The organism is Leclercia adecarboxylata (assembly GCF_006171285.1).
Taxonomy (GTDB): Bacteria; Pseudomonadota; Gammaproteobacteria; order Enterobacterales; family Enterobacteriaceae; genus Enterobacter; species Enterobacter barmai.
The window spans coordinates 1,583,928-1,608,284 of sequence record NZ_CP040889.1; the positions used below are offsets into that span (position 1 = coordinate 1,583,928).

General features: G+C 54.6%; 16 protein-coding genes, 3 tRNA genes and 4 rRNA genes. 15 read left to right on the forward strand and 8 right to left on the reverse strand.

The genetic code is table 11. The features are described from left to right. Positions 1-4 precede the first annotated feature (4 nt). The 8 genes from accC to FHN83_RS09315 all read left to right on the forward strand — a co-directional run bounded on the left by accC (position 5) and on the right by FHN83_RS09315 (position 8,279). Positions 5-1,354: an acetyl-CoA carboxylase biotin carboxylase subunit gene (gene accC, locus FHN83_RS09280; protein WP_039030647.1), complete on the forward strand. Its 1,350-nt coding sequence runs from the start codon at positions 5-7 to the stop codon at positions 1,352-1,354. Between the two features lie 108 nt (positions 1,355-1,462). Then, a complete protein-coding gene (locus FHN83_RS09285) occupies positions 1,463-1,708 on the forward strand; it encodes a YhdT family protein (protein ID WP_039030648.1) in 246 nt (81 codons plus the stop codon). After that, positions 1,698-3,149: a sodium/pantothenate symporter gene (gene panF, locus FHN83_RS09290; RefSeq protein WP_138370329.1), complete on the forward strand. Its 1,452-nt coding sequence runs from the start codon at positions 1,698-1,700 to the stop codon at positions 3,147-3,149. The genes FHN83_RS09285 and panF overlap by 11 nt, the downstream gene beginning before the upstream one ends. An 11-nt stretch (positions 3,150-3,160) precedes the next feature. Beyond that, positions 3,161-4,042 carry a 50S ribosomal protein L11 methyltransferase gene (gene prmA, locus FHN83_RS09295; RefSeq protein ID WP_039030650.1) on the forward strand — a complete coding sequence of 294 codons (882 nt, stop codon included), beginning with the start codon at positions 3,161-3,163 and terminating at the stop codon, positions 4,040-4,042. Between the two features lie 377 nt (positions 4,043-4,419). Then, a complete protein-coding gene (gene dusB, locus FHN83_RS09300) occupies positions 4,420-5,385 on the forward strand; it encodes a tRNA dihydrouridine synthase DusB (protein ID WP_039030651.1) in 966 nt (321 codons plus the stop codon). 23 nt (positions 5,386-5,408) lie between these two features. Then, positions 5,409-5,705 (forward strand): DNA-binding transcriptional regulator Fis, encoded by a 297-nt coding sequence (fis, locus tag FHN83_RS09305; protein ID WP_000462905.1) that lies wholly within the window; start codon positions 5,409-5,411, stop codon positions 5,703-5,705. Between the two features lie 200 nt (positions 5,706-5,905). After that, on the forward strand, positions 5,906-6,070 hold the full coding sequence (locus FHN83_RS09310) for a DUF2556 family protein (RefSeq protein WP_039030652.1): 165 nt from the start codon (positions 5,906-5,908) through the stop codon (positions 6,068-6,070). 127 nt (positions 6,071-6,197) lie between these two features. Further along, positions 6,198-8,279: a putative bifunctional diguanylate cyclase/phosphodiesterase gene (locus FHN83_RS09315; RefSeq protein ID WP_139563722.1), complete on the forward strand. Its 2,082-nt coding sequence runs from the start codon at positions 6,198-6,200 to the stop codon at positions 8,277-8,279. Between the two features lie 10 nt (positions 8,280-8,289). Here the strand turns inward: FHN83_RS09315 and envR are convergent, their stop codons facing one another. Beyond that, the gene (envR, locus tag FHN83_RS09320; protein WP_139563723.1) at positions 8,290-8,937 is read right to left on the reverse strand and encodes an acrEF/envCD operon transcriptional regulator; all 648 of its coding nucleotides are present in this window, start codon (positions 8,935-8,937) and stop codon (positions 8,290-8,292) included. Between the two features lie 393 nt (positions 8,938-9,330). On the opposite strand from envR, the gene FHN83_RS09325 reads away from it, so the two are divergent. The 7 genes from FHN83_RS09325 (at position 9,331) to FHN83_RS09355 (ending at position 18,666) form a co-directional block, all read left to right on the forward strand. Further along, complete coding sequence (locus tag FHN83_RS09325) at positions 9,331-10,470, forward strand: efflux RND transporter periplasmic adaptor subunit (RefSeq protein WP_139563724.1); 1,140 nt, start codon at positions 9,331-9,333, stop codon at positions 10,468-10,470. A gap of 10 nt (positions 10,471-10,480) precedes the next feature. Next, entirely contained in the window at positions 10,481-13,594 is a 3,114-nt protein-coding gene (locus FHN83_RS09330; protein ID WP_138370333.1) for an efflux RND transporter permease subunit, read from the forward strand. Between the two features lie 320 nt (positions 13,595-13,914). Then, positions 13,915-14,136, forward strand: a complete 222-nt coding sequence (locus FHN83_RS09335) for a lipoprotein (protein WP_039030657.1) — start codon at positions 13,915-13,917, stop codon at positions 14,134-14,136. 375 nt (positions 14,137-14,511) lie between these two features. Then, complete coding sequence (locus tag FHN83_RS09340) at positions 14,512-15,537, forward strand: amino acid ABC transporter substrate-binding protein (protein ID WP_039030658.1); 1,026 nt, start codon at positions 14,512-14,514, stop codon at positions 15,535-15,537. 68 nt (positions 15,538-15,605) lie between these two features. Continuing rightward, positions 15,606-16,787: an amino acid ABC transporter permease gene (locus FHN83_RS09345; protein WP_139563725.1), complete on the forward strand. Its 1,182-nt coding sequence runs from the start codon at positions 15,606-15,608 to the stop codon at positions 16,785-16,787. A gap of 9 nt (positions 16,788-16,796) precedes the next feature. Then, the gene (locus FHN83_RS09350) at positions 16,797-17,900 is read left to right on the forward strand and encodes an amino acid ABC transporter permease (protein ID WP_139563726.1); all 1,104 of its coding nucleotides are present in this window, start codon (positions 16,797-16,799) and stop codon (positions 17,898-17,900) included. A 7-nt stretch (positions 17,901-17,907) separates the two neighbouring features. Continuing rightward, positions 17,908-18,666, forward strand: coding sequence for an amino acid ABC transporter ATP-binding protein (locus FHN83_RS09355; RefSeq protein WP_139563727.1), 759 nt, complete (start codon positions 17,908-17,910; stop codon positions 18,664-18,666). Positions 18,667-18,767: 101 nt separating this feature from the next. Here FHN83_RS09355 and rrf (FHN83_RS09360) read toward each other — a convergent pair. The 7 genes from rrf (FHN83_RS09360) to FHN83_RS09390 form a co-directional block, all read right to left on the reverse strand. After that, a 5S ribosomal RNA gene (rrf, locus tag FHN83_RS09360) occupies positions 18,768-18,883 on the reverse strand. 43 nt (positions 18,884-18,926) lie between these two features. Then, positions 18,927-19,002, reverse strand: a tRNA-Thr gene (locus tag FHN83_RS09365). 14 nt (positions 19,003-19,016) lie between these two features. Beyond that, positions 19,017-19,132 (reverse strand): 5S ribosomal RNA (gene rrf / locus FHN83_RS09370). Between the two features lie 64 nt (positions 19,133-19,196). Further along, positions 19,197-22,100 (reverse strand): 23S ribosomal RNA (locus FHN83_RS09375). 197 nt (positions 22,101-22,297) lie between these two features. Further along, positions 22,298-22,373, reverse strand: a tRNA-Ala gene (locus tag FHN83_RS09380). 105 nt (positions 22,374-22,478) lie between these two features. Further along, positions 22,479-22,555: transfer RNA gene (locus FHN83_RS09385), tRNA-Ile, on the reverse strand. A 70-nt stretch (positions 22,556-22,625) separates the two neighbouring features. Beyond that, positions 22,626-24,159 (reverse strand): 16S ribosomal RNA (locus FHN83_RS09390). The 16S, 23S and 5S rRNA genes sit together here with 3 tRNA genes alongside, the layout of an rRNA operon. Positions 24,160-24,357 lie beyond the last annotated feature (198 nt).

Below are 24,357 nucleotides of genomic sequence, written 5' to 3' on the forward strand. Positions count from 1 at the left end.
GAACATGCTGGATAAAATTGTTATCGCCAACCGCGGCGAGATTGCCCTGCGAATCCTTCGTGCCTGTAAAGAACTGGGCATCAAGACCGTCGCTGTGCACTCAAGCGCGGACCGCGATCTGAAACACGTATTACTGGCGGATGAGACGGTCTGTATTGGCCCGGCTCCGTCCGTAAAAAGCTATCTGAATATCCCGGCAATCATCAGCGCCGCTGAAATCACCGGCGCGGTGGCTATTCACCCGGGTTACGGCTTCCTCTCTGAGAACGCCAACTTTGCTGAACAGGTAGAGCGTTCCGGCTTTATCTTCATCGGTCCGAAAGCTGACACCATCCGCCTGATGGGCGACAAAGTGTCTGCGATCACCGCCATGAAGAAAGCAGGCGTTCCTACCGTACCAGGCTCCGACGGCCCACTGGGCGACGATATGGATGCTAACCGTGCCCATGCAAAACGCATTGGCTACCCGGTTATCATCAAAGCGTCCGGCGGCGGCGGCGGTCGTGGTATGCGCGTTGTGCGCAGCGACGCTGAACTGGCCCAGTCCATCTCCATGACCAAAGCGGAAGCAAAAGCAGCTTTCAGCAATGACATGGTTTATATGGAAAAATACCTCGAAAACCCACGCCACATCGAAATTCAGGTGCTGGCAGACGGTCAGGGTAACGCTATCTATCTGGCAGAACGCGACTGCTCCATGCAGCGTCGTCACCAGAAAGTGGTCGAAGAGGCACCAGCACCGGGCATCACCCCGGAACTGCGTCGCTACATCGGCGAGCGCTGCTCTAAAGCCTGTGTGGATATCGGCTATCGCGGTGCAGGTACTTTCGAGTTCCTGTTCGAAAACGGCGAGTTCTACTTCATCGAGATGAACACCCGTATTCAGGTTGAACACCCGGTTACCGAAATGATCACCGGCGTTGACCTGATCAAAGAGCAGCTGCGTATCGCTGCGGGTCAGCCACTGTCCATCAAACAGGAAGAAGTGATCGTCAAAGGCCATGCGGTGGAATGCCGTATCAACGCCGAAGACCCGAACACCTTCCTGCCAAGCCCGGGTAAAATCACGCGTTTCCACGCGCCGGGTGGTTTTGGTGTGCGCTGGGAGTCTCATATCTACGCCGGTTACACCGTACCGCCGTACTATGACTCAATGATCGGCAAGCTGATCTGCTACGGCGAATCCCGTGACGTGGCGATTGCCCGCATGAAGAACGCCCTGCAGGAGCTGATCATCGACGGCATCAAAACCAACGTCGATCTGCAGATGCGTATTATGACTGACGAGAACTTCCAGCATGGTGGCACCAACATCCACTATCTGGAGAAGAAACTCGGTCTTAATGAAAAATAAGCACAGATAAGCAGCAAAAGGCCGGTTAATCCGGCCTTTTTTATTTCTGGGGGTTGCGAAGCCCCATAAGGTACAATCCCCGCTTTCTTTTTCCACAAGGGACAAAAAATGGACAAACGTTTTGTTCAGGCCCATAAAGAAGCGCGATGGGCGCTGTGGTTAACCCTTCTTTATCTCGCTGCATGGTTAGTGGGCGCTTACCTACCTGGTTCTGCAATTGGTATCACCGGTCTCCCTCACTGGTTTGAGATGGCCTGCCTGCTCATCCCGCTGGTGTTTATTGTGCTCTGCTGGGCGATGGTGAAATTCATCTATCGCGATATTCCGCTGGAGGATGACGATAATGCAGCTTGAAGTGATCCTGCCGCTCGTCGCGTATCTGTTCATTGTTTTTGGCCTGTCCGTTTACGCCATGCGCAAACGTACCACCGGCACCTTCCTGAACGAGTATTTCCTCGGCAGCCGCTCAATGGGCGGCATTGTGCTGGCGATGACCCTGACCGCCACCTATATCAGCGCGAGTTCCTTTATTGGCGGCCCGGGTGCGGCCTATAAATATGGCCTGGGCTGGGTGCTGCTGGCGATGATCCAGCTGCCCGCCATCTGGCTTTCGCTCGGCATTCTGGGGAAAAAATTCGCTATCCTGGCGCGTCGCTACAATGCCTTGACCCTCAACGACATGCTGTTTGCCCGCTATCAGAGCCGCCTGCTGGTCTGGCTTGCCAGCCTGAGCCTGCTGGTGGCCTTCGTGGGCGCCATGACCGTACAGTTCATCGGCGGCGCGCGCCTGCTTGAAACCGCAGCCGGTATTCCCTATGAAACGGGCCTGCTGATTTTTGGTATCAGTATCGCGCTGTACACTGCCTTTGGCGGCTTCCGCGCCAGCGTGCTCAACGACACCATGCAGGGCATGGTAATGCTGATTGGCACCATCGTGCTGCTGGTGGGCGTGGTCCATGCGGCGGGCGGGTTAACCCACGCGGTGGAAACCCTGCAGACTATCGACCCGAAACTGGTTTCACCGCAGGGCGCGGACGACATTCTGTCCCCGACCTTTATGACCTCCTTCTGGGTGCTGGTCTGCTTCGGAGTGATTGGCTTACCGCATACCGCCGTGCGCTGCATCTCCTATAAAGACAGTAAAGCGGTGCATCGCGGGATTATCATTGGCACCATCGTGGTGGCGATCCTGATGTTCGGTATGCACCTTGCCGGCGCTCTGGGCCGGGCGGTGATCCCGGACCTGACCGTGCCGGATCTGGTCATTCCGACCCTGATGGTAAAAGTGCTGCCCCCTTTTGCTGCCGGGATCTTCCTTGCCGCGCCAATGGCGGCGATCATGTCGACAATTAATGCTCAACTGCTGCAAAGTTCCGCTACGATCATTAAAGATCTCTACCTGAACATGCACCCGGAGCAGATGAACAACGAGCGCCGCCTGAAGCGGATGTCCGCTGCAATCACCCTGGTTCTGGGCGCGTTGCTGCTGCTGGCCGCGTGGAGACCGCCAGAGATGATCATCTGGCTGAACCTGCTTGCGTTTGGCGGCCTGGAAGCCGTGTTTCTCTGGCCGCTGGTGCTTGGCCTCTACTGGGAGCGCGCCAATGCTGCCGGTGCGCTGAGCGCGATGATCGTCGGTGGCGTGCTGTATGCCGTGCTCGCCTCCTTTAAGATCCAGTACCTGGGCTTCCATCCGATTGTGCCTTCGTTACTGCTAAGTTTGCTGGCGTTTGTGGTGGGGAACCGTTTCGGTCAACCCGCTCCGCAGACCGCCGTCATTTCTACTGATAAATAAAGAGTTTTGCCATGCCGTGGATCCAACTGAAACTGAATACGACCGGCGCTAACGCCGAAGAGATGAGCGATGCGCTGATGGAGGCTGGTGCGGTCTCAATCACCTTCCAGGACACGCATGACACGCCGGTGTTTGAACCGCTGCCGGGTGAAACGCGCCTGTGGGGCGATACCGACGTCATCGGGCTGTTTGATGCTGAAACCGATATGGCCGACGTGGTCATGATTCTGGAAAATCATCCGCTGCTGGGCGCAGGCTTTGCGCACAAAATCGAGCAGCTGGAAGATAAAGACTGGGAACGCGAGTGGATGGATAACTTCCACCCGATGCAGTTCGGCAAGCGTCTGTGGATCTGCCCAAGCTGGCGCGACGTGCCGGATGAAAATGCGGTCAACGTCATGCTCGATCCGGGCCTCGCGTTTGGCACTGGCACGCACCCGACGACCTCTCTGTGCCTGCAGTGGCTGGATGGTCTGGATCTGGACGGTAAGACGGTGATCGACTTTGGCTGCGGCTCCGGGATCCTCGCCATTGCCGCCCTGAAGCTGGGCGCGGCAAAAGCCATCGGGATCGACATCGATCCGCAGGCGATTCAGGCCAGCCGCGATAACGCCGAACGCAACGGCGTCTCCGATCGTCTTGAACTTTATCTACCGAATGACCAGCCACAGGCCATGAAAGCCGACGTGGTGGTCGCAAACATTCTGGCCGGTCCGTTACGTGAACTGGCGCCGTTAATCAGCGTGCTGCCCGTTGAGGGCGGTCTGTTGGGCCTTTCCGGTATTCTCGCCAGCCAGGCTGAGAGCGTATGCGAGGCGTACGCCGATCTGTTCACTCTCGATCCGGTGGTGGAGAAAGAAGAGTGGTGCCGCATAACCGGTCGTAAAAAATAGAGCGTTATTCGTTTGCCTGTTTTTTAAACCGCTCCTATGGTTAAAGACCAGGCAACCCATAGACGAAGATCATGTTCTAAAATGAGACGCAGATCGCAAAGAACCGGGGAAATCTGCTGTTAAAAACAGCAGATTATTCGGCTTTAGGTTTCATTAATTAAGAAAAAACGAGAAGTTTTAGGAAATTGTAAGCGGCCATAAAATCGCCACTCACATTTAAGTGAATGATTTATATCGCATATAATTTTGGCTGTTGTGCTTTGTCCCTGATTCCATGATCTGTAACAGGGGATTGTTCAAAGTTTGGCCTTTCATCTCGTGCAAAAAATGCGTAAGATACGCCGCCTTGCAGTCACAGTATGGTCATTTCTTAACTCATGCGCATCGGAAACCACCAGCTCAGAAATCGCCTGATCGCAGCACCTATGGCAGGTATTACCGACCGACCATTCAGGACGCTGTGCTATGAGATGGGAGCAGGACTAACCGTTTCAGAGATGATGTCGTCTAACCCGCAGGTTTGGGAAAGCGATAAATCCCGTCTTCGGATGGTGCATATTGACGAACCAGGTATCCGCACCGTGCAAATCGCCGGGAGCGTGCCTGAAGAGATGGCAGATGCCGCGCGTATCAACGTGGAGAGTGGCGCCCAGATTATTGATATCAATATGGGTTGCCCGGCCAAAAAAGTGAATCGCAAGCTTGCAGGTTCAGCCCTTCTGCAATACCCCGACCAGGTGAAGTCAATCCTGACGGCGGTTGTCAGCGCAGTGGACGTTCCTGTTACGTTAAAGATTCGCACGGGTTGGTCGCCGGATCACCGTAACTGTGTAGAGATTGCCCAACTGGCCGAAGACTGTGGCATTCAGGCCCTGACCATACATGGACGCACACGCGCCTGTTTGTTCAACGGCGAAGCTGAATACGACAGCATTCGGGCAGTTAAGCAGAAAGTTTCCATTCCGATTATCGCGAATGGCGACATTACTGACCCGCTTAAAGCCAGAGCTGTGCTCGACTATACAGGGGCTGATGCTCTGATGATAGGACGTGCGGCTCAGGGAAGACCCTGGATCTTTCGGGAAATCCAGCATTATCTGGACACTGGGGAGCTGCTTGCCCCGCTGCCTCTGGCAGAGGTTAAGCACTTGCTATGCGCACATATTCGGGAACTGCACGACTTTTATGGTCAGGCTAAAGGGTACCGAATCGCGCGTAAACACGTATCCTGGTATCTCCAGGAACACGCTCCGGATGACCAGTTTCGGCGCACATTCAACGCCATAGAGGATGCCAGCGAACAGCTGGAGGCGTTGGAGGCATACTTCGAAAATCTTGCGTAATGAAATAAAGAGCTGACAGAACTATGTTCGAACAACGCGTAAATTCTGACGTACTGACCGTTTCCACCGTTAACTCTCAGGACCAGGTAACTCAAAAGCCCCTGCGTGACTCGGTTAAACAGGCACTGAAGAACTATTTTGCTCAACTGAATGGTCAGGACGTCAACGACCTGTATGAGCTGGTACTGGCTGAAGTTGAACAGCCCCTGTTGGACATGGTGATGCAATACACCCGTGGTAACCAGACCCGTGCTGCTCTGATGATGGGCATCAACCGTGGTACGCTGCGTAAGAAACTGAAAAAGTACGGCATGAACTAATTTCGATTAGCTAAATGCTTGTATAAAAAGGCGCTACTCGGCATGGGGACGCGCCTTTTTTTATGCCCCGCTTTCCCCCATTTTTTAACCCCCGTGACGCCGTTTCAAAGCGAAACGTAAACATCCGTCTGCCCACTTCTCAGCCGCTATTTTTCGTGTATATTTCCTGCACTCTTGTCAATTGTTCCCGGAAATTCCGAATGATCCGTAAGTATTGGTGGTTAGTCGTCTTCGCGATTAGCGTTTTCCTTTTCGATGCGCTGTTAATGCAGTGGATTGAGTTGATGTCTACGGAAACAGACCAATGCCGCAACATGAATTCGGTGAATCCACTCAAGCTGGTCAATTGCTCAGATCTGGATTAAGCACCCGTTTTTCCTCGAAAAATGTGCGGGTTTAAAACCCTTTGAGGCATCTCCATTGGATGATAATGTCTCAGCCCGTCTCACCCGGTATCACGTAATACCCCACTGTGTATGAGTTGATGAGATCATGCTGGTTAGCCAATACGACCAACTTCTTGTGGTTATCTCTTTTGTTGTCGCGATCCTTGCATCCTATACCGCGCTGAATATGGCAGGGCGGGTTGCCGGCAGCACCGGCGTCGCGGCACATGTCTGGCTGACGGGCGGTGGTATCGCCATGGGGATCGGGATCTGGGCCATGCACTTTATCGGCATGCTGGCGATGGATATCTCCATGCGGATGAACTACGACCTGCTGGTAACCGCCCTCTCCATGCTGATCGCCATCTTCGCCTCTCTGTTCGCCCTCTGGCTGGTGAGCCGCGACCATTTACGCAGGCGGCGCTTGTTTACCGGTGCGGTGATTCTGGGTGCGGGCATCGTGGCGATGCACTACACCGGCATGGCCGCATTACAGGTTGAGCCTGCTATCGTCTGGCACATGCGCTGGGTTGCGCTGTCGGTGGTTATCGCCCTGCTCGCCTCGCTGGCTGCCCTGTGGCTGACGTTTCGTCTGCGTCGCGATGCCGCCCAGGTGGCGCTGATGCGTGCGGGCGCCGCCGTGCTGATGGGCGTTGCCATTGCCGGCATGCACTATACCGGCATGAAGGCCGCCCAGTTCCCGTTGCAGGTGCATATGCATCATCAGGGAGTGAACGGCAGCTGGCTGGCGGTGCTGGTGAGCGTCGTCGCGCTCTCTATTCTGGGCATCACGCTGCTGGTCTCGATGTTTGATGCCCGACTGCAGGCCCGCACCTCCCTGCTCGCCTCATCGCTGGCGGAAGCCAACCGCGAGCTGGCACAGCTGGCACTGCACGATACGCTGACCCGCTTGCCGAACCGCGTGCTGCTGGAAGACCGTCTCGATCAGGCGATTAACAAAGCCGATCGCGAAGGGAAACTGTTTGCCCTGCTGTTTATGGATCTGGATGGCTTCAAAGCCGTTAACGATGCCTACGGACATGATACGGGCGACAAGCTGCTGGTGGCGGTCACGGAGCGTCTCGAACAGCCGCTGAAGGGCCAGTACACCCTCGCCCGTATTGGCGGCGATGAGTTTGTGCTGCTCGCCGAGATCGACGCGCCGAACGATGCCGCATCGCTTGCCAGCTCGCTGGTGCATGTTATCGATCAGCCCTTCAGCCTTGAGCTGTACGATCTGGTGGTGACCCTCAGCGTAGGGATTGCCATCTATCCTCACGATGGCAAAAACCAGCGCGAGCTGATGTTTAACGCCGATGCGGCAATGTATCACACCAAGCATATGGGGCGTAACGGCTACCACTTCTTCCAGCCGTCGATGAATGCCCTGGCACAAAATCAGCTGCAGCTGATGAACGATCTGTGGCTGGCGCTGGAGCGCAAGGAGCTGCATCTGGTATATCAGCCCAAGTTCCAGGCACCGGTTGGCCCCATTGTCGGCTTTGAAGCCCTGCTGCGCTGGCAGCATCCTACGCAGGGTCTGTTATCTCCCGATCAGTTCCTGCCGATGGCGGAAAAGAGCGGGCTGATCATTCCTATCGGCAACTGGGTGATTGATGAGGCCTGTCGTCAGCTGCGCGCCTGGCATCTTGAAGGCCATAGCGAATGGTCGATGGCGGTGAACCTCTCCACGCTACAGTTTGAGCAGCCCCAGCTGGTTGACACGGTCATGGGCAGCCTGGCGCGGCACTCAATTCCGCCGCATACCTTGATTCTGGAAGTGACCGAAACCACGGCCATGAACAACCCTGATGAGAGCGTACGGGTGCTGACGGAACTGACCCAGGCCGGGGTAAAAGCCTCAATCGATGATTTCGGCACCGGCTATTCCAGCCTGCTGTATCTGAAAAAGCTGCCCGCCTGCGAGCTGAAAATCGATCGGGCGTTTGTAAAAGATCTCAACGGCGCGGGTGATGATGCGACTATCGTGTCTGCCATTGTCGCGCTGGCAAAGACGCTCAACCTGAAGGTGGTGGCCGAAGGGGTGGAAACCGAGGAGCAGCAGAACTTTTTGACCGAACTCGGATGCAATACGCTGCAGGGCTATCTGCTGGGTAAACCCGTCTCGGCGCAGACCATCAACGCCCTGAGCCACGATCCGCAGGCGATGCTGGCACAGCAAATGTAACGCGATGCCGCTACGATGCGGCGTCGTATAACCTGTGTGGTCGGTGGGCAACCGGTAACGTTGAGAAGATATTGTCCACCAGCTCAGGGGCCTGCTGATACAGATCCACTCTTTCCGGGTTCATTAGCCAGTTTTTAATGAGCCCGGAAAAAAAACCATGAAAAACAATTAACGTCGTGTCGATATTGATCTCTGCGGAGACGCTCCCGAGAATAATGCATTGCTGCAACATTTCACGAACGTTTTCATAGTTGAAACCGATCCTTTCCCGAATTTGACTCTCTAAAATCATCCCCCGGTCAAATTCACATTTGTGATAGAGGATCTGCAATAAAGCTCGCTGGCGTCGATCCCGGGCAATATATTGCAAAGCCGTAACAAACTGCTCACGCAAAATTAATAACGGATCGCTTTGTTCAACCTGCGATAGCCGGGCATGAATTATCTCGCGCAGCGGTCGTTGCTCCTGCCAGATAGCGTTGAATATTTCGGCTTTACTGGTGAAGTGCCAGTAAACGGCCCCCCGCGTCAGGCAGGCGGCATCGGCGATATCCGTCAGCGTGGTGCTGGCAACGCCCCGCGCGGCAAACTGTTCTATCGCAGCCTCAATCAGTAACTGACGTGTCTTCTGTGCCTCGGCCTTGGTTTTGCGCGCCATAGAAAATCGCTCATTTAACAGGTTAATGACTTTTACAGAACAACGGTGATGACCGTCAGAGGGCCAATTATCCATCAGTCTGGAAAATAATGATGAACAAAAAAAGTTAACTCAATTAATTTATAAATCACCGTGATGTTTACTCTATATTTAATTCATAAAATATATGAACCCATCTAAAGCAAAAGTGGCAACGATACATAGCCAGACGTGCTATACCGTTGTTTACTCTCACTCCGCGCCAATTTTTTTATCCTCATTTCATTCTCAGCACTTATAAATCAAAAACTCGCCCGGCCATTCTTTATTATGGCGCCCGCCGTTTTCCGTTTACCTCTCCTTAACGCTTAACCCTGTGGGTTAATGCGGATTGATGATTTTGAAGGAATAGTCATGACGCCTAATTTCAGGTTTTTACCTTTATCCGGTTTTATCATCGGTGCCGCATTGCTCGTGGGTTGTGACGATCATGCCGGACAGGCACAGCTGCCGCCGACGCCGCAGGTGATGGTACATGTAGTGAAAAGCGCCCCCCTGGCGGTGACCACCGAGCTGCCAGGCCGGACCGACGCTTACCGCGTCGCCGAAGTTCGCCCGCAGGTCAGCGGCATTGTGCTGAAGCGCAACTTCACGGAAGGCAGCGATGTAAAAGCCGGTGAGTCGCTATATCAGATCGATCCGGCCACCTACCAGGCGGCCTATGACAGTGCTATGGGCGAGCTGGCCAAAGCCAAAGCCGCCGCCAGCATTGCCCACCTGACGGTGAAACGCTATGTCCCCCTGGTCGGTACGCAGTACGTCAGTAAGCAGGAATATGACCAGTCCGTGGCTAACGCCCGCCAGGCTGATGCCTCGGTGATGGCGGCTCAGGCTGCGGTCGAAACTGCACGCATCAACCTGGCCTACACCAAAGTGACGTCGCCCATCAGCGGGCGGATTGGTAAATCCAGCGTCACCGAGGGGGCGCTGGTCGCTAACGGACAGGCCACGGCGCTGGCCACGGTCCAGCAGCTCGATCCGATTTATGTCGATGTCACGCAGTCCAGCAACGATTTTATGCGCCTCAAGCAGTCCAGCCTGCAGACCGGCGAAGGCACCAGCAGCGTACAGTTGCTGATGGAGAATGGTCAGCCGTACCCGCTGAAAGGCTCGCTGCAGTTCTCAGATGTCACCGTGGATGAGAGCACCGGCTCAATTACCCTGCGGGCGATTTTCCCCAACCCGCAACACATCCTGCTGCCCGGCATGTTTGTCCGCGCGCGCATCAATGAAGGTACCCAGCCGCACGCGATCCTGGTTCCGCAGCAGGGCGTCACCCGCACTCCGCGCGGTGAGGCCAGCGTGATGGTGGTGAACGCTAAAAACCAGGCCGAAGCCCGTAACGTTGTCGCCCCTCAGGCGATTGGCGATCAATGGCTGGTCACGGATGGCTTGCAGGAAGGCGATCGGGTGATTATCAGCGGGCTGCAAAAAGTGCGTCCTGGCGTCGCGGTAGTGGCAACGCCGGACACCGCCGCGCAGAAAGCGGGATAAGGAACAGAGCATGGCTAACTTCTTTATTCAGCGCCCGATCTTTGCGTGGGTGCTTGCCATCATCCTGATGATGGCGGGCGGGCTGGCGATCCTGAAGCTGCCGGTGGCGCAGTATCCCACCATCGCGCCCCCTGCCGTGGCTATTTCGGCCACCTATCCCGGCGCGGATGCTCAGACGGTGCAGGACACGGTGACCCAGGTTATCGAGCAGAACATGAACGGCATCGATAACCTGATGTACATGTCCTCCACCAGCGACTCTGCGGGCAGCGTGACCATCACCCTTACCTTCCAGTCCGGCACCGACCCTGATATTGCCCAGGTGCAGGTGCAGAACAAATTGCAGCTGGCGATGCCCTTACTGCCGCAGGAAGTGCAGCAGCAAGGGATTGGCGTGGAGAAGTCGAGCAGCAGCTTCCTGCTGGTGGCCGGTTTTGTCTCGGACAATAAAAACCTGAGCCAGGACGATATCTCTGACTATGTGGCCTCTAACGTCAAGGATGCGATCAGCCGCACCTCCGGGGTGGGCGACGTTCAGCTGTTTGGCGCCCAGTATGCGATGCGTATCTGGCTGGATGCGAATAAGCTGAATGCCTACCAGCTGACGCCAGTAGACGTGATTAACCAGTTAAAAACCCAGAACAACCAGATTGCGGCCGGTCAGCTTGGCGGTACGCCGTCGGTGCCGGGCCAGCAGCTCAACGCCTCGATCATCGCCCAGACGCGACTGAAAACCGCCGAAGAGTTCGGCAACATCACCCTGAAGGTCAACCAGGACGGGTCGATGGTGCATCTGAAAGATGTCGCCCGCATTGCGCCCGGCGGTGAAAACTACAACATGGTGACCAAAATCAATGGTCAGGCGGCGACCGGGCTTGGCATCAAGCTGGCTACCGGTGCCAACGCGCTGGATACCGCCGCGGCGATCAAAACCAAGCTGGCGCAGCTGCAGACCTTCTTCCCGCAGGGGCTGAAGGTGGTCTATCCCTATGACACCACGCCGTTTGTGAAGATCTCCATTCATGAAGTGGTGAAGACGCTGTTTGAAGCCATCATTCTCGTTTTCCTCGTGATGTACCTGTTCCTGCAAAACCTGCGCGCCACGCTGATCCCGACCATTGCCGTACCGGTGGTGCTGTTGGGTACTTTTGCGGTGCTGGCGGCGTTTGGCTTCTCAATAAACACCCTGACCATGTTTGGCATGGTGCTGGCGATAGGCTTGCTGGTGGATGATGCCATCGTGGTGGTGGAGAACGTCGAGCGCGTCATGGTGGAAGAGAAGCTCCCGCCGAAAGAGGCGACGCAAAAATCGATGTCGCAAATTCAGGGGGCGCTGGTCGGTATCGCCATGGTGCTGTCGGCGGTATTTATCCCAATGGCCTTTTTCGGCGGTTCCACCGGGGCGATCTATCGCCAGTTCTCCCTGACCATCGTCTCGGCGATGGCGCTTTCGGTGCTGGTAGCGCTAATCCTGACGCCCGCCCTGTGTGCCACCCTGCTTAAAGCCCCCAGCGAGCATCATGAGAACAAAGGCGGCTTCTTCGGCTGGTTCAACGCCCTGTTCGACAAGAGTGTGGCGCATTACAGCAATAGCGTCAGCCATATTCTGCGCAAGACCGGTCGCTATCTGGTGGTCTATGTCCTGATTGTCGGCGGCATGGCGGTGCTGTTCCTGCGTCTGCCTACCTCGTTCCTGCCGGAAGAGGATCAGGGCGTGTTTATGACGATGGTGCAGCTCCCGGCGGGTGCCACCCAAACCCGCACCCAAAAGGTGCTGGATCAGGTTGAGCACTACTACCTCAACAATGAGAAGGCCAACGTGGCGTCGGTCTTTACCGTTAACGGCTTTAGCTTCAGCGGCCAGGGCCAGAATGCCGGGGTGGCGTTTATCAGCCTTAAGCCATGGGAGGAACGCCCGGGTGCCGAAAACAGCGTCGGTGCTATCGTCAGCCGGGCAACGCGGGCCTTCAGCCAGATTAAAGACGGGCTGGTCTTCCCGTTCAACCTGCCCGCAATCATCGAACTGGGTACCGCAACGGGCTTCGATTTCGAACTGATTGACCAGGCCAACCTGGGACATAACCAGCTGACGCAGGCCCGAAACCAACTGCTGGGCATGATTAAAGAGCATCCCGATATGCTGGTGCGCGTGCGACCCAATGGACTTGAGGATACCCCGCAGTTCAAGCTGGATATCGATCAGGAGAAAGCGCAGGCGCTGGGCGTCAGCGTGGCGGACATCAACCAGACCATCTCCACCGCGCTGGGTGGAACTTATGTGAACGACTACATTGACCGTGGCCGGGTGAAAAAGGTCTATGTCCAGGCGGATGCCCGCTTCAGAATGCTGCCGGAGGATATCAATCGCCTGTATGTTCGCAGCGCCAGTGGTCAAATGGTGCCGCTCTCCGCATTCAGCCAGTCGCACTGGATCTACGGCTCGCCGCGCCTGGAGCGTTATAACGGCTCCCCTTCGATGGAGATCCTCGGCGAAGCCGCACCTGGGAAGAGTACCGGTGAAGCCATGGTGCTAATGGAAAAACTGGCGGCGAAACTGCCGACCGGGATCGGCTATGACTGGACGGGCATGTCTTACCAGGAGCGGCTCTCCGGCAACCAGGCGCCTGCCCTGTATGCCATCTCGCTGGTGGTGGTGTTCCTCTGCCTGGCGGCGCTGTATGAGAGCTGGTCTATTCCGTTCTCGGTAATGCTGGTGGTGCCACTGGGGGTGGTGGGTGCTCTGCTGGCCGCTTCCCTGCGTGGGCTGAATAATGATGTCTATTTCCAGGTGGGGCTGCTCACCACTATCGGCCTGTCGGCGAAGAACGCCATCCTGATTGTCGAGTTTGCCAAAGATCTGATGGAGAAGGAGGGCAAAAGCATTATTGAAGCCACGCTGGAGGCGTCACGTATGCGTCTTCGTCCCATCCTGATGACCTCGCTGGCGTTTATCCTTGGCGTATTGCCGCTGGTTATCAGCCACGGGGCGGGCAGCGGCGCGCAAAACGCCGTCGGTACCGGGGTGATGGGCGGCATGCTTTCGGCAACCCTGCTGGCGATATTCTTTGTGCCGGTCTTCTTTGTAGTGGTGCGAAGACGCTTTACGCGTCATCATGAGCAGTAACAGATAAAGGCGCTTCGGCGTCTTTTCTTATGATAATAAACAGAGAGTTAGGCTTACCTATTTATTTAACTTATTAATTAGCGGCACAATGAATTGTTTGCTTATGGGTTTAAGAGTCTTCTTTTTAATCTTCCGCTCTCCCTAATCTCTCCATTTTTAACGCGTCAGGCTGGGTATTTCTCCATATTTTTTACAATCCAAATAATTTGAGATTATTCACTCTACATGGCGAATTTGCAGCGGTGGTAAAATAGCCACCAGCTTTGCAGAAGACGTTCCTGACTATATCGCAAAGTTAGATTTCATTTTGAGGTAACACCATGAAAAGATTCATTTCGGTTGCACTCCTTGCTGCGTTGCTTGCTGGTTGCGCGCATGATTCTCCGTGCGTACCGGTATACGACGATCAGGGCAGACTGGTTCACACCAATACCTGTATGAAGGGCACCACGCAGGATAACTGGGAAACCGCCGGGGCGATCGCAGGTGGCGCAGCGGCCATTGCAGGCCTGACACTGGGTATCATTGCCGTATCCAAGTAATCCAGAAAGCGCGGCTCCGGCCGCGCTTTTGCTTTTCAAATTTAGGTTAATTAATAAATCTGAATCTGCTCACATCTTTTTCCCGCATTATTTTCTTTCGCTATTCACGCACTAAATCATCACGTCATTAATGTGTTTCATCATCCGACTTTTGCTCTGATTTGTGGCGCAGGTTGTAATTTCGCACCATTTCAGGGCGCTCGATTTAATTATCACTGTCTACACTCTGCTTTACGCGTTGCGTAATCAATTCTTACGTTAAATGCAAAAACTGGCATCACGTTTGCTTTATTAACGTCGGCCACAGCCACAGACAGGTTAAAGCGTTTATAAACGCCTCACTATAACGATAATTTTCGCCACACAGGATGCATTATGAAAAAGATGATGATGGCTAGCCTCGCCGCTGCAGGTGTGCTTATTGCGATTTCCGGCCAGGCTCAGGCGGGTGCGACTCTGGACGCGGTTAAGCAGAAAGGTTTTGTGCAGTGCGGGATCAGTGACGGCCTGCCAGGTTTCTCTTACGCAGACGCCAACGGTAAGTTCTCCGGTATTGATGTCGACGTATGTCGCGGCGTTGCCGCTGCGGTATTTGGCGATGATACGAAGGTAAAATATACCCCGCTGACGGCTAAAGAGCGCTTTACCGCCCTGCAATCCGGCGAAGTGGATATGCTTTCACGTAATACTACCTGGACCTCATCACGTGATACCGGAATGGGCATGTCATTCACCGGCGTGACCTATTACGACGGCATTGGTTTCCTGACGCACAATAAAGCGGGCCTGAAAAGTGCGAAAGAGCTGGATGGTGCGACGGTTTGTATTCAGGCTGGCACTGACACTGAACTGAACGTCGCCGATTATTTCAAAGCCAATAACATGAAATATACCCCGGTGACCTTCGACCGATCTGACGAATCCGCCAAAGCGCTGGAATCGGGTCGCTGCGATACTCTCGCGTCGGATCAGTCACAGCTGTACGCGCTGCGGATCAAGCTGAGCAATCCGGCGGAATGGATTGTGCTGCCAGAAGTGATCTCCAAAGAGCCGCTGGGCCCGGTGGTCCGCCGCGGTGATGATGAATGGAACTCGGTGGTTCGCTGGACGCTGTTCGCCATGCTCAATGCTGAAGAGATGGGCGTTAACTCGAAGAACGTCGATGAGAAAGCCGCCAATCCGACCACGCCGGATATGGCCCATCTGCTGGGTAAAGAGGGTGACTACGGCAAGGATCTGAAGCTGGATAACAAGTGGGCGTACAACATCATTAAAAAAGTGGGTAACTACGCGGAAATCTTCGAGCGCAATGTGGGTTCTGAGAGCGCGCTGAAGATCAGCCGTGGTCAGAACAACCTCTGGAACAATGGCGGCATTCAGTACGCACCGCCAGTACGCTAAGCATCTTGCTGTAACGGGCACTGCCAGCGCGGTGCCCAGTCCAGAGTCATGGTTACCCGAGGTTTTATATGTCCCATCGCCGCTCAGCCCTGAAAGGAGCCCTCTCCTTTTCTAATCCTGCGGTTCGCGCCTGGCTGTTTCAGATCCTCGCTGTTCTCGCTGTTCTGGCCGTCGCGATCTACCTGTTCCACAACACTGTTACCAACCTGAGCACACGCGGCATTACGTCGGGCTTTGCCTTTCTGGACCGAAGTGCAGGGTTTGGCATTGTTCAGCATCTTATTGATTACAGTGAAGGCGATACCTACGGCCGCGTATTCCTGGTTGGCCTGATGAATACCCTGCTGGTCTCAGCGCTATGCATTGTGTTTGCTTCCCTGCTGGGCTTTTTCCTCGGGCTCGCGCGTCTCTCTGATAACTGGCTGCTGCGTAAGCTCTCCACACTTTATATTGAGACGTTCCGTAACATCCCGCCGCTGCTGCAGATCTTCTTCTGGTATTTCGCCGTACTGCGCAACCTGCCTGGCCCGCGTCAGGCAGTAGATGCTTTCGATCTGGCCTTTTTAAGCAACCGCGGCCTCTATATACCGGCGCCGCAAATTGCCGAAGGGGTGCTGGCATTGCTGGCCGCGCTGGCGTGCACGATCATGGTGTCGGTTGCGCTGTTTCGCTATAACCGCATGCATCAGATTAAAACCGGGCAGCTCCGGCGCACCTGGCCTGTCACACTGGCCTTGCTGGTGATCCTGCCATGGATTGCACATACGGTATTCGGCCCGGCGATACACTGGGATGTTCCGCAGCTGAAAGGATTTAACTTCCGCGGCGGCATGGTATTGATCCCCGAGCTGGCCGCCCTGACGCTGGCGCTTTCGATCTATACCTCGGCCTTTATCGCAGAAATTATTCGCGCCGGTATTCAGGCCGTTCCGCATGGTCAGCATGAGGCCGCACGCTCGCTTGGGCTTCCGAACCCGGTCACTTTGCGCCAGGTCATCATTCCCCAGGCGCTGCGGGTGATCATTCCGCCGCTGACCAGTCAGTATCTCAATATCGTGAAAAACTCGTCCCTCGCGGCTGCGATTGGCTATCCCGATATGGTCTCGCTGTTTGCCGGAACCGTTCTTAACCAGACCGGACAGGCCATCGAAACTATCGCCATTACGATGTCGGTTTACCTGATTATCAGCCTGACTATTTCACTGTTGATGAATATCTATAACCGTCGCATCGCTCTGGTTGAACGCTAAGGAACCATGATGACAAAAGCCGTCTTGTCTCACCCTGCGCGTCCGGCCACAACCGGCAACGGACGCGCCATTACATGGGCTCGTAAAAACCTGTTTTCCAGCTGGAGCAACAGCTTGCTGACTTTGCTGTGCTTCTGGCTGATGTGGGAACTCATCCCGCCGCTCATCAACTGGGCATTTTTGCAGGCTAACTGGGTCGGAACCACCCGCGCCGACTGCACGAAAGAGGGGGCCTGCTGGGTCTTTATTCACCAGCGCTTCGGCCAGTTTATGTATGGGCTCTACCCGCACGACCAGCGCTGGCGCATCAATCTCGCGCTGCTTGCCGGGTTACTCTCCATCATCCCCATGTTCTGGAAGCGGTTGCCGCATCGGGGACGCTACATCGCCTGTTGGGCGGTGATCTATCCCCTGATCGTCTGGGGACTGTTATATGGCGGCATTCTGGGGCTGGATCGCGTTGAAACCCGCCAGTGGGGCGGCCTGACGCTGACGTTAATTATCGCCTCGGTGGGGATTGCCGGCGCACTGCCGTTAGGGATTTTGCTGGCGCTGGGACGCCGGTCAACCATGCCGGTCGTGCGCGTCCTCTCGGTCATTTTCATCGAGTTCTGGCGCGGCGTTCCGCTTATCACCGTGCTGTTTATGTCTTCGGTGATGCTGCCGCTGTTTATGGCGGAAGGCACCACTATCGACAAACTGATCCGTGCTTTGGTCGGCGTCATTCTGTTCCAGTCCGCCTATGTTGCCGAGGTCGTGCGCGGCGGGTTGCAGGCGCTGCCAAAGGGCCAGTATGAAGCCGCCGAATCGCTGGCGCTGGGTTACTGGAAAACGCAGGGACTGGTGATCCTGCCCCAGGCGCTGAAGCTGGTGATCCCGGGCCTGGTGAATACCATCATTGCGCTGTTCAAGGACACCAGTCTGGTGATCATCATCGGATTATTCGATCTTTTCAGTAGCGTGCAGCAGGCTACCGTCGACCCTGCCTGGCTGGGCATGTCGACAGAAGGCTATGTTTTTGCAGCACTTATCTACTGGATTTTCTGTTTTAGCATGTCGCGCTACAGCCAGCATCTGGAAAAGCGCTTTAACACCGGGCGTACACCGCACTGAGGAACCTATGAGCCAGATAACTATGACCCCCGCTGACGCGATGATTACGCTGGATAATGTGAATAAGTGGTACGGGCAATTTCACGTTCTGAAAGACATTAACCTGAAGGTAAAACAAGGCGAGCGTATTGTCCTTTGTGGACCTTCAGGGTCGGGTAAATCAACAACTATTCGCTGTATCAACCATCTGGAAGAGCATCAGCAGGGACGGATTGTGGTGGATGGTATCGAGCTGAACGACGATATGCGCAACGTTGAGCGTGTCCGCCAGGAAGTGGGGATGGTGTTCCAGCATTTCAATTTATTCCCCCATCTGACCGTGCTGCAGAACTGTACCCTGGCGCCCATCTGGGTGCGTAAGATGCCGAAAAAGGAGGCTGAAGCACTCGCCATGCATTACCTGGAGCGGGTACGCATTGCAGAACATGCCCACAAGTTTCCGGGGCAGATTTCAGGTGGACAGCAGCAGCGCGTGGCCATCGCCCGCTCTCTGTGCATGAAACCTAAAATCATGCTGTTTGATGAACCCACCTCAGCGCTCGATCCTGAGATGGTTAAAGAGGTGCTGGATACGATGATAGGGCTGGCGCAATCGGGAATGACCATGCTCTGCGTCACGCACGAGATGGGTTTCGCCAGAACCGTTGCAGACCGGGTGATCTTTATGGATCGCGGAGAGATTGTTGAGCAGGCCCCGCCGGAGGAGTTTTTCTCCAATCCAAAATCAGAACGTACGCGGGCATTTTTGTCGCAGGTTATTCACTAATGCTAGCCGGCCCGGTGGCGCATGCGTCCCGGGCTTTACGTTTTTAGGGCGCAGAAATGCAAAAAGGCCATCCTTTCGGATGGCCTTTTCACTTAATTGATGTCTGGCAGTTCCCTACTCTCGCATGGGGAGACCCCACACTACCATCGGCGCTACGGCGTTTCACTTCTGAGTTCGGCATGGGGTCAGGTGGGACCACCGCGCTACAGCCGCCAGACAAATTCTTTTACTTCTTGCCGAACTTTAACCTAAGTATAAAGTGGTGCTGATACCCAGAGTCGAACTGGGGACCTCACCCTTACCAAGGGTGCGCTCTACCAACTGAGCCATATCAGCACGCTAAATTTGATGCCTGGCAGTTCCCTACTCTCGCATGGGGAGGCCCCACACTACCATCGGCGCTACGGCGTTTCACTTCTGAGTTCGGCATGGGGTCAGGTGGGACCACCGCGCTACAGCCGCCAGGCAAATTCTGTAATCTGTATCAGCTGAAAATCGTCTCAAACCCACCGAAACAGCTTCGGCGTTGTAAGGTTAAGCCTCACGGTTCATTAGTACCGGTTAGCTCAACGCATCGCTGCGCTTACACACCCGGCCTATCAACGTCGTCGTCTTCAACGTTCCTTCAGGACCCTTGAAGGGTCAGGGAGAACTCATCTCGGGGCAAGTTTCGTGCTTAGATGCTTTCAGCACTTATCTCTTCCGCATTTAGCTACCGGGCAGTGCCATTGGCATGACAACCCGAACACCAGTGATGCGTCCACTCCGGTCCTCTCGTACTAGGAGCAGCCCCCCTCAATTCTCCAGCGCCCACGGCAGATAGGGACCGAACTGTCTCACGACGTTCTAAACCCAGCTCGCGTACCACTTTAAATGGCGAACAGCCATACCCTTGGGACCTACTTCAGCCCCAGGATGTGATGAGCCGACATCGAGGTGCCAAACACCGCCGTCGATATGAACTCTTGGGCGGTATCAGCCTGTTATCCCCGGAGTACCTTTTATCCGTTGAGCGATGGCCCTTCCATACAGAACCACCGGATCACTATGACCTGCTTTCGCACCTGCTCGAGCCGTCACTCTCGCAGTCAAGCTAGCTTATGCCATTGCACTAACCTCCTGATGTCCGACCAGGATTAGCTAACCTTCGTGCTCCTCCGTTACTCTTTAGGAGGAGACCGCCCCAGTCAAACTACCCACCAGACACTGTCCGCAACCCGGATTACGGGTCCACGTTAGAACACCAGCCATTAAAGGGTGGTATTTCAAGGATGGCTCCACGCAGACTGGCGTCCACGCTTCAAAGCCTCCCACCTATCCTACACATCAAGGACCAGTGTTCAGTGTCAAGCTATAGTAAAGGTTCACGGGGTCTTTCCGTCTTGCCGCGGGTACACTGCATCTTCACAGCGATTTCAATTTCACTGAGTCTCGGGTGGAGACAGCCTGGCCATCATTACGCCATTCGTGCAGGTCGGAACTTACCCGACAAGGAATTTCGCTACCTTAGGACCGTTATAGTTACGGCCGCCGTTTACCGGGGCTTCGATCAAGAGCTTCTCCTTACGGATAACCCCATCAATTAACCTTCCGGCACCGGGCAGGCGTCACACCGTATACGTCCACTTTCGTGTTTGCACAGTGCTGTGTTTTTAATAAACAGTTGCAGCCAGCTGGTATCTTCGACTGATTTCAGCTCCACCCGCAGGGGCTTCACCTACATATCAGCGTGCCTTCTCCCGAAGTTACGGCACCATTTTGCCTAGTTCCTTCACCCGAGTTCTCTCAAGCGCCTTGGTATTCTCTACCTGACCACCTGTGTCGGTTTGGGGTACGATTTGATGTTACCTGATGCTTAGAGGCTTTTCCTGGAAGCAGGGCATTTGTTGCTTCAGCACCGTAGTGCCTCGTCATCACACCTCAGCGTTAATAAGGTACCGGATTTACCGAACCTCCGCCTACATGCTTAAACCGGGACAACCGTCGCCCGGCCAACATAGCCTTCTCCGTCCCCCCTTCGCAGTAACACCGAGTACAGGAATATTAACCTGTTTCCCATCGACTACGCCTTTCGGCCTCGCCTTAGGGGTCGACTCACCCTGCCCCGATTAACGTTGGACAGGAACCCTTGGTCTTCCGGCGAGCGGGCTTTTCACCCGCTTTATCGTTACTTATGTCAGCATTCGCACTTCTGATACCTCCAGCAAACCTCACAGTTCACCTTCAACGGCTTACAGAACGCTCCCCTACCCAACAACACATAGTGTCGCTGCCGCAGCTTCGGTGCATGGTTTAGCCCCGTTACATCTTCCGCGCAGGCCGACTCGACCAGTGAGCTATTACGCTTTCTTTAAATGATGGCTGCTTCTAAGCCAACATCCTGGCTGTCTGTGCCTTCCCACATCGTTTCCCACTTAACCATGACTTTGGGACCTTAGCTGGCGGTCTGGGTTGTTTCCCTCTTCACGACGGACGTTAGCACCCGCCGTGTGTCTCCCGTGATAACATTCTCCGGTATTCGCAGTTTGCATCGGGTTGGTAAGCCGGGATGGCCCCCCTAGCCGAAACAGTGCTCTACCCCCGGAGATGAGTTCACGAGGCGCTACCTAAATAGCTTTCGGGGAGAACCAGCTATCTCCCGGTTTGATTGGCCTTTCACCCCCAGCCACAAGTCATCCGCTAATTTTTCAACATTAGTCGGTTCGGTCCTCCAGTTAGTGTTACCCAACCTTCAACCTGCCCATGGCTAGATCACCGGGTTTCGGGTCTATACCCTGCAACTTAACGCCCAGTTAAGACTCGGTTTCCCTGCGGCTCCCCTATACGGTTAACCTTGCTACAGAATATAAGTCGCTGACCCATTATACAAAAGGTACGCAGTCACACCACAAGGGTGCTCCCACTGCTTGTACGTACACGGTTTCAGGTTCTTTTTCACTCCCCTCGCCGGGGTTCTTTTCGCCTTTCCCTCACGGTACTGGTTCACTATCGGTCAGTCAGGAGTATTTAGCCTTGGAGGATGGTCCCCCCATATTCAGACAGGATACCACGTGTCCCGCCCTACTCTTCGAGTTCACAGCAAGTGTGCTTTCATGTACGGGACTATCACCCTGTACCGTCGGACTTTCCAGACCGTTCCACTAACACACAAGCTGATTCAGACTCCGGGCTGCTCCCCGTTCGCTCGCCGCTACTGGGGGAATCTCGGTTGATTTCTTTTCCTCGGGGTACTTAGATGTTTCAGTTCCCCCGGTTCGCCTCGTTAACCTATGTATTCAGTTAACGATAGTGTGTCGGAACACACTGGGTTTCCCCATTCGGACATCGCCGGGTCAAAGGTTCATATCACCTCGCCGGCGCTTTTCGCAGATTAGCACGTCCTTCATCGCCTCTGACTGCCAGGGCATCCACCGTGTACGCTTAGTCGCTTAACCTCACAACCCGAAGCTGTTTCACTTCGCGTTGTGAAAATTTGAGAGACTCGAACACACTTTCCATCTGTTCCTGTTACGGAGAACAGACACAGTGTGTCGTTTCAATTTTCAGCTTGATCCAGATTTTTAAAGAGCAAAACTTCGCAGCGCACCTTCGCAGGTACACTCTGAAGTTTTCATGTTGTCGCAGTAAAGGATGGTGGAGCTATGCGGGATCGAACCGCAGACCTCCTGCGTGCAAGGCAGGCGCTCTCCCAGCTGAGCTATAGCCCCATCGTGGTCATCTCTGTACCGGTAATTTTTTCTGAGGCAAGGCGTGGTGACACGAAGCATACTGAAGTATGTGAGTGTCGCCGCAACGCAGCATCAGTAAAAATTTGGTAGGCCTGAGTGGACTTGAACCACCGACCTCACCCTTATCAGGGGTGCGCTCTAACCACCTGAGCTACAAGCCTGCAGAGATTTTTTACTGCTAATTTTCATCAGACAATCTGTGTGAGCACTGCAAAGGCAGGTTCTTTAAGGTAAGGAGGTGATCCAACCGCAGGTTCCCCTACGGTTACCTTGTTACGACTTCACCCCAGTCATGAATCACAAAGTGGTAAGCGCCCTCCCGAAGGTTAAGCTACCTACTTCTTTTGCAACCCACTCCCATGGTGTGACGGGCGGTGTGTACAAGGCCCGGGAACGTATTCACCGTAGCATTCTGATCTACGATTACTAGCGATTCCGACTTCATGGAGTCGAGTTGCAGACTCCAATCCGGACTACGACGCACTTTATGAGGTCCGCTTGCTCTCGCGAGGTCGCTTCTCTTTGTATGCGCCATTGTAGCACGTGTGTAGCCCTACTCGTAAGGGCCATGATGACTTGACGTCATCCCCACCTTCCTCCAGTTTATCACTGGCAGTCTCCTTTGAGTTCCCGGCCTAACCGCTGGCAACAAAGGATAAGGGTTGCGCTCGTTGCGGGACTTAACCCAACATTTCACAACACGAGCTGACGACAGCCATGCAGCACCTGTCTCAGAGTTCCCGAAGGCACCAATCCATCTCTGGAAAGTTCTCTGGATGTCAAGAGTAGGTAAGGTTCTTCGCGTTGCATCGAATTAAACCACATGCTCCACCGCTTGTGCGGGCCCCCGTCAATTCATTTGAGTTTTAACCTTGCGGCCGTACTCCCCAGGCGGTCGACTTAACGCGTTAGCTCCGGAAGCCACGCCTCAAGGGCACAACCTCCAAGTCGACATCGTTTACGGCGTGGACTACCAGGGTATCTAATCCTGTTTGCTCCCCACGCTTTCGCACCTGAGCGTCAGTCTTTGTCCGGGGGCCGCCTTCGCCACCGGTATTCCTCCAGATCTCTACGCATTTCACCGCTACACGAATTCTACCCCCTCTACAAGACTCTAGCCTGCCAGTTTCGAATGCAGTTCCCGGTTGAGCCCGGGGATTTCACATCCGACTTGACAGACCGCCTGCGTGCGCTTTACGCCCAGTAATTCCGATTAACGCTTGCACCCTCCGTATTACCGCGGCTGCTGGCACGGAGTTAGCCGGTGCTTCTTCTGCGAGTAACGTCAATTGCTGAGGTTATTAACCTCAACACCTTCCTCCTCGCTGAAAGTACTTTACAACCCGAAGGCCTTCTTCATACACGCGGCATGGCTGCATCAGGCTTGCGCCCATTGTGCAATATTCCCCACTGCTGCCTCCCGTAGGAGTCTGGACCGTGTCTCAGTTCCAGTGTGGCTGGTCATCCTCTCAGACCAGCTAGGGATCGTCGCCTAGGTGAGCCGTTACCCCACCTACTAGCTAATCCCATCTGGGCACATCTGATGGCAAGAGGCCCGAAGGTCCCCCTCTTTGGTCTTGCGACGTTATGCGGTATTAGCTACCGTTTCCAGTAGTTATCCCCCTCCATCAGGCAGTTTCCCAGACATTACTCACCCGTCCGCCACTCGTCACCCGAGAGCAAGCTCTCTGTGCTACCGTTCGACTTGCATGTGTTAGGCCTGCCGCCAGCGTTCAATCTGAGCCATGATCAAACTCTTCAATTTAAGTTTGATGCTCGTGAATTAAACTTCGTAATGAATTACGTATGTTCACTCAGAGACTTGGTATTCATTTATTGTCCGGAGACATTAAGAATCCATGTCACTTTGAGTGCCCACACAGATTGTCTGATAAATTGTTAAAGAGCAGTGCAACGCGGCTTTCGCTCACCGTTGCGAGGTGGCGTATATTACGCTTTCCTC

Excerpts from the sequence above, each read along its gene's own strand:
- accC (WP_039030647.1), top strand. The coding sequence starts at position 5 with ATGCTGGATAAAATTGTTATCGCCAACCGCGGCGAGATTGCCCTGCGA.
- FHN83_RS09285 (WP_039030648.1), top strand. The coding sequence starts at position 1,463 with ATGGACAAACGTTTTGTTCAGGCCCATAAAGAAGCGCGATGGGCGCTG.
- panF (WP_138370329.1), top strand. The coding sequence starts at position 1,698 with ATGCAGCTTGAAGTGATCCTGCCGCTCGTCGCGTATCTGTTCATTGTT.
- prmA (WP_039030650.1), top strand. The coding sequence starts at position 3,161 with ATGCCGTGGATCCAACTGAAACTGAATACGACCGGCGCTAACGCCGAA.
- dusB (WP_039030651.1), top strand. The coding sequence starts at position 4,420 with ATGCGCATCGGAAACCACCAGCTCAGAAATCGCCTGATCGCAGCACCT.
- fis (WP_000462905.1), top strand. The coding sequence starts at position 5,409 with ATGTTCGAACAACGCGTAAATTCTGACGTACTGACCGTTTCCACCGTT.
- FHN83_RS09310 (WP_039030652.1), top strand. The coding sequence starts at position 5,906 with ATGATCCGTAAGTATTGGTGGTTAGTCGTCTTCGCGATTAGCGTTTTC.
- FHN83_RS09315 (WP_139563722.1), top strand. The coding sequence starts at position 6,198 with ATGCTGGTTAGCCAATACGACCAACTTCTTGTGGTTATCTCTTTTGTT.
- envR (WP_139563723.1), bottom strand. The coding sequence starts at position 8,937 with ATGGCGCGCAAAACCAAGGCCGAGGCACAGAAGACACGTCAGTTACTG.
- FHN83_RS09325 (WP_139563724.1), top strand. The coding sequence starts at position 9,331 with ATGACGCCTAATTTCAGGTTTTTACCTTTATCCGGTTTTATCATCGGT.
- FHN83_RS09330 (WP_138370333.1), top strand. The coding sequence starts at position 10,481 with ATGGCTAACTTCTTTATTCAGCGCCCGATCTTTGCGTGGGTGCTTGCC.
- FHN83_RS09335 (WP_039030657.1), top strand. The coding sequence starts at position 13,915 with ATGAAAAGATTCATTTCGGTTGCACTCCTTGCTGCGTTGCTTGCTGGT.
- FHN83_RS09340 (WP_039030658.1), top strand. The coding sequence starts at position 14,512 with ATGAAAAAGATGATGATGGCTAGCCTCGCCGCTGCAGGTGTGCTTATT.
- FHN83_RS09345 (WP_139563725.1), top strand. The coding sequence starts at position 15,606 with ATGTCCCATCGCCGCTCAGCCCTGAAAGGAGCCCTCTCCTTTTCTAAT.
- FHN83_RS09350 (WP_139563726.1), top strand. The coding sequence starts at position 16,797 with ATGACAAAAGCCGTCTTGTCTCACCCTGCGCGTCCGGCCACAACCGGC.
- FHN83_RS09355 (WP_139563727.1), top strand. The coding sequence starts at position 17,908 with ATGAGCCAGATAACTATGACCCCCGCTGACGCGATGATTACGCTGGAT.